Genomic DNA, 8311 nt, shown 5'->3' with positions numbered 1-8311 from the left:
TACCCCGCCGAGCTCCCCAAACGAGCCCCTGCACTACCCGACACCACGAACGCAACCCCTGACTGATCCGCTACACCACACCAAGGGACACGACCGGGCGGCCTGCTCCGGGGTGTCGTGCAAGGCCGCCTCCTGGGTGGTCGGGTCGCCGATGAAGTACCCCTCGTACACCGGCACCCACTTCCCGTCTCCGAGGCCGGGCAGGCCGCGCTCGACCCAGCCGACCTGGTGGCCCTCACCGAGGACGAGGTAGACGTCGGGGTTGACGGACCATCCGGCCAGAGACCACCAGTCGCCGAACACACGCGGGTCCAGGGCGACGGAGACATCGGTCGCCGGCAGCTGGCGCAGCATGGGGTCGGCCGGAACCGTGACCTCAGCAGGCTCCGGCGTGGTGGGCGCGGCCGGGGAAGGGGCGGGAGCGGTCTGCTGGGCCAGGCGGCGGTCCACCAGCTCACGCAGTCCGCCCCCGCCCATCGCGGCAGCCTGGGAGATTTCTCCCCGGGGTGAAACGGGCGCCGGGGCGGCGGGTCGCGCGATGGGCTGCGTTTCCCCCCGGGGAGGAACAGGCGCTGCGCCAGCGTCCTGCAGGGCCTGCGGCCGCTCTGCGGCAGGGTCAGTCGGCGGGGGATTTTCCCCCCGGGGTGCAACAGGCGCGGGCCGATCCTCGGGAGCGGGGCCGGTCGCCAGAGCCTGTACGGGCGCAGCCGCTGGCACCGGCGCGTCCATGGCCGGGGGGCTGCCGGGCGGGGCCGCTGTTTCACGCCGGGGCGAAACGAGGGTCTCCGAGGCGGCCTCTTCCGAAGCGGCGGTCTGGGTGGGGTGGGTGCCGAGTATCCGCTCGGCAAGCCCGCGGTGACGCACGGCCAGGGCGTCGACGGCGTGGAGGAGGTCGTCTTGCGGGTGGTGGCGAGCTGCTCTGTCCCGGGTGAAGTCCGGCCGGACGATGTGGAAGGCGTAGCCGCCCTGCGGAGACGGCATCGGGCAGGGGCACGGCAACACTCGAGACCGTCCAGCCCCAGGCCGGGCCGCTCACTTGGTCCACCGCGGCCTGCACCGGTCGGTGCACCTGACGGGCGACGACTTCAAGGTCCTGCACCCCGACTACCTGCAGCTGCTGCGGACCGATCCGCGCCGGGCCTCGGAGCCGATCCGCGCCGACTACTGGGCCTGGCAGGCCCGGGCCGAGGCCTCCGTGCGCGAGCGCCGCGGCAACCTCGTCATCTAGACCACCCCGCCGACCCCGCCAAGCTCGCCGTCGACGCGCAGGAGTTCCGGCGGGCCGGGTATCGGGGGGAGCTGTTCGTCCTGGCCGTGCACGCGGCCGACTTCCGTCAGGGCACCGCCCACTGCTACGCCCGGGTCAGCGCGCGCGGCGCCCCCGCCCGGTTCACCACCGCCGCCGGCCACGACGTGCACTTCCGGGCACTGTCCGGCGTTGTCGTGGCCGCGGAGGAGATAGCGGTGGTCGACCTGGTCACCGTGATGCGGCGCGACGCTACCGCCCTGTGCCGCAGCCGGCCCACCCGCCTGCGATTACGGCACCCCGGCGGCCGCGCTCACTCTGCTCGCGGAGCAGGCGCGCCAGTACACCCACGATGAGGGGCCGCGTTCTGGGCTGTCCAGCGCGGTCTGCGCGCCGTGATGCCTCAGTACCGCGATGATCTCAACGCCATCGGCGCACTCGCCGTCCTGCTCATGCCCCATGCCGTGCGTCGGCACCAGCTGGAGGTGTCTTCGGCGGCGGCTCTGCCCGTTATCACCGGGTCAGGGCTCTCGTGCGGTGGCGGGCGCTGACTGAAGCCCCGGCTTGAAGCCGCGGCTTCAGTCAGCGGGTTGCCGGCCTGATCGACGCTTCGCGAGCCAGGCCCGGCTCAATGCCAGTGCACGTCGAGGTGGGAGGCGACGAACTCCACGACCCAGATCACGGCGCTCGCGCCGACGGTGGATCCGATCCCTAAGAGGAGCTGTCGGCCCAGCCCCTCGCCGTTGGGCCGGACAGGCTCCTGGGCCGGCGCCGCATCTGGTTGCGAGCGGCGGGCCCGGCGTTCCACCCCGTCCCAGCTCGGTGCCTGACCTGGCGGGTCCAGCTCGTCCACGTTCTGTTCTCCGTTTCCCTCACGCATCAGGGGCCTTGGGCAAGACCCGCAGCCGGTCACCGCACGAGGGCTTCAACCGGCGGCTGGTCGGCCTGGGTCCGTCGCCTACGCTTCCGTTAGACGTCGGTGTTGCACCAGCCGCAACAGTTGCCACCTGGATGCAACACGGGAGAACTTGAGGAGGGGGCGGCGTGCTGGAGAAACCGACTAGGCAACCCGGGCGGCGTGCAGGGGAGAACGAGCCCGAGGTCGAAGCCTTCATCAGCTTCCTGAACCAGCTCTTCGAGGCTCTGGACATCTCGCAGACCCGCCTCGCTGCCCGCGTGAATCGCAACAAGGGGTCAGTCTCCCGCTTCCTCAGCGGCGAACGGATCGCCGCTTCGGACTTCGTAGACGCCCTCCTGGAACAGGTGACCGAGCTCAACGGAAACCCCGTCACCGAGGGCGTTCGAAGTCAGGCCCACCACCTGCGCCTGGAGGCGTTGCGGGTACGCAACCCCTCCCTGCACCGGCTCGACCAGCTCCGGGAGAGCCTCGGCGTTGCCGAGCGCGAGCTCCACCGCGCCAGCGTTCGTGAACGTGCCCTGCTACGCGAGCTGGAGGCAGCCGAGGACAGGGCCCGACAAGCCGAACAGCGCTACCGGCAGCTCGAGACCGACTGGGCCACAGCCCGATACTCCTCGGGCTCCTCAGAACTCGACATCTACACAGGGCCCGGCGGCGCGGACGAACTCAGGGACGAGATCCGCGGCCTCAAAGCCGAACTCGAGGCCCTCCGAGCCGAGCTTTCACGTGCCCAGACACTGAAGCACAACGCAGAAGAACAGTGCCTGCGGCTGGAAGCCCGCCTCCACGCCGCGGAGGATGCCCTCAAGAACGAGCGCGACCGAGCACGCGAGGGGACGGACGCTGAAAGGAGAGCCGCCAGCTCTCAAGACCTGGTCGCCCCGGATACATCGCACCGGATCCTAATGAACCTCAACGCTGCACCCAGCCTGGCGGCCACGCTCGACGTCGTCGTCGAGGGCGCGGTGCACGCCCTCGGCTTCGACGCCGCCGTGGTCAGCCTTGTCCGGCCGGACGGCGACCTCGTGGTCGCAGCGACCCGGGAACTAGAGGAGAGCCCGATGGGCGGCCCCTCGGCGCTGCTCGGTCAGGTCAGCCTTCGGGAGTCCTGGGACCGGCTGCTCGGCGTCAGCGACCAAAGGGGCGCCCTGCGCTTCCTACCGTGGGACCGTGACTGGGCGGTCGCCAGTGACATCCCGCGCTGGATCGGCAACGGCCCGGTCCCTGTCCAGGCCGATGACTGGCACCCTGCCGACTGGCTGCTCGCCCCGATGTACAGCGCCGGCGGTGACCTGCTCGGCGTCCTCACGGTCGACCGCCCGCGCAGCGGCAAGCGGCCCGACATCTCATCACTCCAGGAACTGGAGAGGTTCGCCGCGCAGGCCTCCGTCGCGATCGGCAACGCCCGGCTCCGAGCGGAACAACAGCGTGCAATGGCCCGGTTGGAGAAGGAGCGGCAGTCGCTGCGGGCCAGCGAGGAGAGCTTCCGCCAGTTCTTCGAGTACGCGCCCAGCGGGATGGCCATCACTGAGCTGCTCGGTGGCGGGCTCGGCCGACTGATCCAGGTCAACGACGCGCTCTGCCGACTGCTCGGCCGCCCCCGCGCGGTGCTCTGCAAGCATGGTTTCACCGACTTCGTGCACCCCGAGGACCGGGCCCTGATGGAGCGCGCCCGCATCGAGTCCGGCCGGGCGGAGCTGCGGCTGTCCCGGCGCGAGGGCGGCTACCAGTGGGTCCGTCTGCGCAACTCGATCGTGGCTGACACGGCCGAGGGCCCGAGCTTCCTGCTCACCATCGTGGACGACATCAGCGATTAGTCGTTCCCGGCAGCGTGCAGGAACTTGAGGCGCTCGGTGTACAGCGCGGTGATGCGGCCGAGCTCGGCGCGCAGCGCGAGGTCGAGACCGCTCGACGCATTCACCACGGCCGCCGCGGCGCACGCGTCGGAACCGCCGATTTGGCGGATCGCCGCCCAGCTGCAGTTGTAGAGGAACACGGCCAGGGCGCGTACCTCGTCTTCGGACGGGCGCGCAGGCGCCTGCAGGGTGGGAGCGGTGGCCATGCGGCGAGCGTAGGCCGTCGCAGGGCATCGCGCTGTGCCGACAGGCGGGTGTGGGATATCCCGTGGGTTCCGCCGTCCGCAGTTGCCTTGTTGCCCAGGTCAACTCCGATAACGGCGGCAGATGGGCCAGTTCGATCATGATGGTTCTTCGGGATTCGCGAAGAACCATCATGATCCATCTCGGTCGGCGCGTGCAGGGTATCGCAGGACAACCGACCAACACGCGCCGGGCAAGGGCCGAAGACGGGTCCGAACCCACGGGATGTCCTATACGGAGGTCGGTGGCGGGATGTTGTTCGGTTTTCCCTCCTGTGGGTGGGGTTGCTCGTAGCGTGTGATGGCCCGGGATGGGCGATGCGACGACAGGGGTGGTGTGTGGTGGAGCCGATTTCGATGGTCCTGCTGGCGGCGTTGGCCGGTGGGGCCGGCGGTGAAGCGGGCAAGCAGGCCTTTGCCTCGCTGGGCGCGCTGGTGCGCCGTCCGTTCCAACGTTCGGACGGCATGCCGGCGGTGTCCTCGGGAGAGGCGGAACTGGTCGCGCTTGAGCGGTCCACCGCCCCGGAGAACGTGCACGCGCTCGGCACCGCCCTGGCGGTGCGGGCGGCGCTGGACCCGGAGTTCCGCACCGGCCTGCAGCAGTGGCACGACCGGGCCAAACTCGTGCGCACGGGCGACGGCGGTGTGGCCAACACCGTCAGCGGGGGCACCTTCCACGCCCCGGTGCAGCAGGGCCGGGACTTCTCCGGCACCTCCTTCCCCGCCACGCCCCCGGCACCTCCCGCCGAACCGGCCCCCGGCCCGGCGACCTCGCAGGGCTGACCGCCGTGACCGACCTCCCGCCGGGGCCGGACGGGCCGGTCTCGAACCGGATCAGCGACGGGGTCTTCCTGAACACGGTGATCCAGGGCCGGAACATCACCGTGGTGCTGCCGCCCGAGGTCACCCCGGCCCTGTCCGGCCTGCCGCCCGGCTCCGTCACCTTCACCGGCCGCGAGGACCAGGTGGAGGACCTGATCTCCGCCCTGTCCCCCGTGCATCACGGCGAGCGGGCGGTCCTGGTGACGGCGGTCGTGGGGCTGGCCGGCGTCGGGAAGACCGAACTGGTCGTGCAGGCCGCGGCACGGGCGTTGCGCGAGCCGGGCTGGTTCCCCGGCGGCGTGCTGTTCGTCGACCTGTTCGGCTACGACCCCGAACGCCTCGTACCGCCCGAGCAGGCCCTGGAAGGGTTCCTGCGTGCCCTGGGCATGCCCGCCGAAGACATCCCCGCCGGCCTGCAGGACCGCTCCCGTCTCTACCGCACCGTGCTGGCGGCCTTTGCCGAGCGGGGACGCCGGATCCTGGTCGTCATCGACAACGCCTCCACCGAGGACCAGGCCCGCCCGCTGCTGCCCACCGACAACACCACTGCCACCCTGGTCACCTCCCGCGACACCCTCGACCTGGACGCGCGCCTGCACGACCTCGGCCCCATGGACCCGCAGGCCTGCGTGGACCTGCTGAACGGCCACCTGCACCGGGCCCGGGGCACGGGTGATACCCGTGTGAAGGACGAGCCCGAACATGCCGAGGCGATCGCCCGCCTGTGCGCGGGCCTGCCACTGGCCCTGCGGATCACCGCGGCCATCCTCGCCGACAGCCCGGCCCGCCCCCTGGCCTCCCTCGCCCAGGCCCTGGAAACCGCGCACACCCGCCTGGACCGGCTACGGCGAAAGGACCGCGCCGTACGCGCCGCGTTCGACCTGTCCTACCAACGCCTGGACGGCCCGCACGCCCGCCTGTTCCGGCTGCTGCCCCTCAACCCCGGCCCGGACACCTCCACCGAAGCCGCCACCCACCTGGCCGGCACCGATCACTGGCAGACCGAGGAACTCCTGCAGGACCTGGCCCGCGCCCACCTTGTCATCCCGCCCGGACCGGCCGAGGCCTGGGGCCGATGGCGCATGCACGACCTGGTACGCCTGTATGCCGACGAACACGGACGCACCCACGCCGACACCGACCGGCGCGAGGCCGCCCTGACCGCCCTCCTCGACTTCTACCGGGGCACCACCGAAGCCGCCGACACCCACCTGTCCACTCTGCCCGGAACCCGCTCCCCCCGCTTCCCCGACCGCGACCATGCCCTGGCCTGGCTGGACGCCGAACACCTCAACCTGATCGCCGCCACCACCACGGCCCACACCCTCGGCCATCCCGAGACCAGCATCCATCTCGCGTTCAACCTCGCCGAGTTCCTAGACCGGCGGCGCTACTTCGACGACTGGATTACCGTCAGCACCACCGCCCTGGCCATCTTCCGCGACCTCGGCGACCGCGGCGGCGAGGGCCAGGCGCTGAACAATCTCGGCCTCGCGCTGCAGGAGGTACGCAGGTTCGAGGAGGCCATCGACGCCCACACCCGGGCCGCCACCGTCTACCGTGACCTCGACGACCGCCACGGCGAGGGCCGGGCGCTGGGCAACCTCGGCCTCGCGCTGCAGGAGGTACGCAGGTTCGAGGAGGCCATCGACGCCCACACCCGGGCCGCCACCATCTTCCGCGACCTCGACGACCGCCACGCCAAGGGCCAGGCGCTGCAGGACGAGGCGGTCACGCACAACGAGCGATGGTTGCGGCAATCTCGGGCTGACCACCGGCTCGCTCCCTGACCTCACCGGTCCCTCAGGGCCGCGAAATCGACGTAGGCCTGCCCGACGACTTCGGCCAGCGGACGGACCGTGAACCGAGGTTTGGGGCATCCCGCAGGTTTGGCTCAACCTCCGGCCTCTGCACGTGTCGCCAGAGGTGGATCATGATGGTTCTTCGCGAATCCTGAAGAACCATCATGATCGAACTGGCTTATTTCGGCCTCGGTACTGGTGGGCTCGCCTATTCAACTGTCGTCAGTTCGTCGTGGGCGCGCGCCTGTCGGTGACTTTGCGTCACCTCGGAAGGGATCAGGTCAGGATCATCACCAGACCTTTTCCGTGGCGCCGGTTGCTGCAGCGCGTTCGATGGCCGCGAGCACCCGGTGATGGGCTGCGGCGGTGTGGAAGTCGGGTTGGGGCCGGCGCCCTTCGGCAATCGACTGGGCGATCTCCTGGTAGACGGCCGCGACGTTGGCGACCGGTCCACCGGCAGGGTCGAAGGGGACGGTCCGGTAGTCGTCAGGCACCTGCACCTGTTCGCCGTTGACCCGGATGTCCCAGTCCGTCCAGTGCATGTACGTGCCCGGTCGGGTGTGGGCAACCGTCACTGTGCCCTCGGAACCAACGAGCTTGACGAGGAAGCCGTCCGGGCTCCCACTGCCTCCGTGTACGGCGACGGACGCGGTCGCGCCGTTCACCAGGACGCCGTGGAGCAGGATCTGGGCGGGGACGCTGTTGGGCACTGTTCGGCCGGTTCCCGTGACGACGACGTGGTCGTGCGGGCGGGGCAGCCGCGCGGAGACCTCGACCAACCGGCCCGCTATCCGGTCCAGGGTGGCCAGGAAGTGGCCAGCCATGATGGTCAGCAGTGAGGTGCCCGCGGCCGGGTCGGTGGACCAGGCCAGCTCCGGTGCGATCCGGGGGCCGCCCAGGGGGTCGCCAGCGGCGACCAGGACGGCCGATTCGAGTCGGCCGATCGTGCCAGCGGCGATCAGGTCGGCGACGTACCGGGCGTCCGGGGACTGGTACCCCTGCAGGTTCACGACGTGCACGACACCGGCCGCGCCGGCCGCTCGGGCGAGGTCATCCGCTTCCGCGGCGTCCACGCCCAACGGCCATTCGGACAGCACGTGCTTGCCCGCCGCCAGCGCGGCCCTGATCACCTCGGCGTGCCCGGACGCCCGGACCGACACCACGACCAGGTCCACCTCGGGATGGGCGGCGAGGATTCCGGCATCGGTGAAGGCGCGTGGCACGCCGTGGGCGGCCGCCACCCGGTCGGCGCTGGCCTGGTTGGTCGTCGCGACAGCGGTCACCTCGTACCCGGCGAGTCCGGCGAGTGCGGGCAGGTGCGAGACACCGGCCCAGCCGCTCGCTCCCACAACCCCGACCTTGATCATGTGCCCTCCCTGGTTCTGTACCGATCGATACGAAACTAGGAGAGTCGGCACCGGGAT

At 70.8% G+C, this 8311-nt stretch carries 8 protein-coding genes; 4 read left to right on the top strand and 4 right to left on the bottom strand.

The window, feature by feature from the left end; translation table 11 throughout:
• Positions 1-33: 33 nt before the first annotated feature.
• Positions 34-477 (bottom strand): hypothetical protein, encoded by a 444-nt coding sequence (locus ACFYUY_RS39090; RefSeq protein WP_387908139.1) that lies wholly within the window; start codon positions 475-477, stop codon positions 34-36.
• Between the two features lie 586 nt (positions 478-1063).
• Between ACFYUY_RS39090 and ACFYUY_RS39085 the strand changes: the two genes are divergently transcribed.
• A complete protein-coding gene (locus ACFYUY_RS39085; RefSeq protein ID WP_387908136.1) occupies positions 1064-1228 on the top strand; it encodes a zeta toxin family protein in 165 nt (54 codons plus the stop codon).
• A 646-nt stretch (positions 1229-1874) separates the two neighbouring features.
• On the opposite strand, the gene ACFYUY_RS39080 is transcribed toward ACFYUY_RS39085, so the two are convergent.
• Positions 1875-2099 (bottom strand): hypothetical protein, encoded by a 225-nt coding sequence (locus ACFYUY_RS39080; protein WP_387908134.1) that lies wholly within the window; start codon positions 2097-2099, stop codon positions 1875-1877.
• A 191-nt stretch (positions 2100-2290) separates the two neighbouring features.
• Here ACFYUY_RS39080 and ACFYUY_RS39075 point away from each other — a divergent pair, with 191 nt between their 5' ends.
• Positions 2291-3982 carry a PAS domain S-box protein gene (locus ACFYUY_RS39075; protein WP_387908131.1) on the top strand — a complete coding sequence of 564 codons (1692 nt, stop codon included), beginning with the start codon at positions 2291-2293 and terminating at the stop codon, positions 3980-3982.
• Here ACFYUY_RS39075 and ACFYUY_RS39070 read toward each other — a convergent pair.
• A complete protein-coding gene (locus ACFYUY_RS39070) occupies positions 3979-4227 on the bottom strand; it encodes a hypothetical protein (protein ID WP_387908128.1) in 249 nt (82 codons plus the stop codon). The genes ACFYUY_RS39075 and ACFYUY_RS39070 overlap by 4 nt on opposite strands.
• A 375-nt stretch (positions 4228-4602) precedes the next feature.
• Between ACFYUY_RS39070 and ACFYUY_RS39065 the strand changes: the two genes are divergently transcribed.
• Both ACFYUY_RS39065 and ACFYUY_RS39060 read left to right on the top strand, forming a co-directional pair.
• Positions 4603-5046, top strand: a complete 444-nt coding sequence (locus ACFYUY_RS39065) for a hypothetical protein (protein ID WP_387908126.1) — start codon at positions 4603-4605, stop codon at positions 5044-5046.
• Positions 5047-5051: 5 nt separating this feature from the next.
• Positions 5052-6875, top strand: coding sequence for a tetratricopeptide repeat protein (locus ACFYUY_RS39060; protein WP_387908124.1), 1824 nt, complete (start codon positions 5052-5054; stop codon positions 6873-6875).
• A gap of 302 nt (positions 6876-7177) precedes the next feature.
• Here ACFYUY_RS39060 and ACFYUY_RS39055 read toward each other — a convergent pair whose 3' ends face one another.
• The gene (locus ACFYUY_RS39055; protein WP_387908122.1) at positions 7178-8254 is read right to left on the bottom strand and encodes a Gfo/Idh/MocA family protein; all 1077 of its coding nucleotides are present in this window, start codon (positions 8252-8254) and stop codon (positions 7178-7180) included.
• Positions 8255-8311 lie beyond the last annotated feature (57 nt).

Source organism: Kitasatospora sp. NPDC004745, assembly GCF_042873275.1.
GTDB lineage: Bacteria > Actinomycetota > Actinomycetes > Streptomycetales > Streptomycetaceae > Kitasatospora.
This window is presented reverse-complemented; position numbering and strand designations above follow the sequence as displayed.